Genomic DNA, 252 nt, shown 5'->3' with positions numbered 1-252 from the left:
TGGTGTCTGGTGGGTTGATGGTGGTGATGATCCGTTTGGGATCCGTGCTGTCGATGGTGATGCGTGCTGCTTCCTGGGTGCGGTCTGAGGGGCGGTATGTGCCGGATTTTGGCCGGATGCTGCCTGGCCTGTCTTTGGCGACGCGTAGTGTGATGGTGCCTTTCATCCCTCGCCCTAACGGGTGGATGACTTCTGCCAGATAGCTTGCTCCGTCGATGGCGGCCATTTTGGTTTGGCCGCCGATGGCGAAGC

Annotated in this window: 1 protein-coding gene; it reads right to left on the bottom strand. The window is 59.9% G+C overall.

Going from position 1 to position 252, the window contains the following annotated elements:
• The coding region (locus HMPREF2975_RS12585; protein WP_227469334.1) for a hypothetical protein at window positions 1-252 on the bottom strand (252 nt) is incomplete at both ends.

This window comes from Actinomyces sp. HMSC065F12, from assembly GCF_001814535.1.
GTDB classification, from domain to species: Bacteria; Actinomycetota; Actinomycetes; order Actinomycetales; family Actinomycetaceae; genus Pauljensenia; species Pauljensenia radingae_A.
This window is presented reverse-complemented; position numbering and strand designations above follow the sequence as displayed.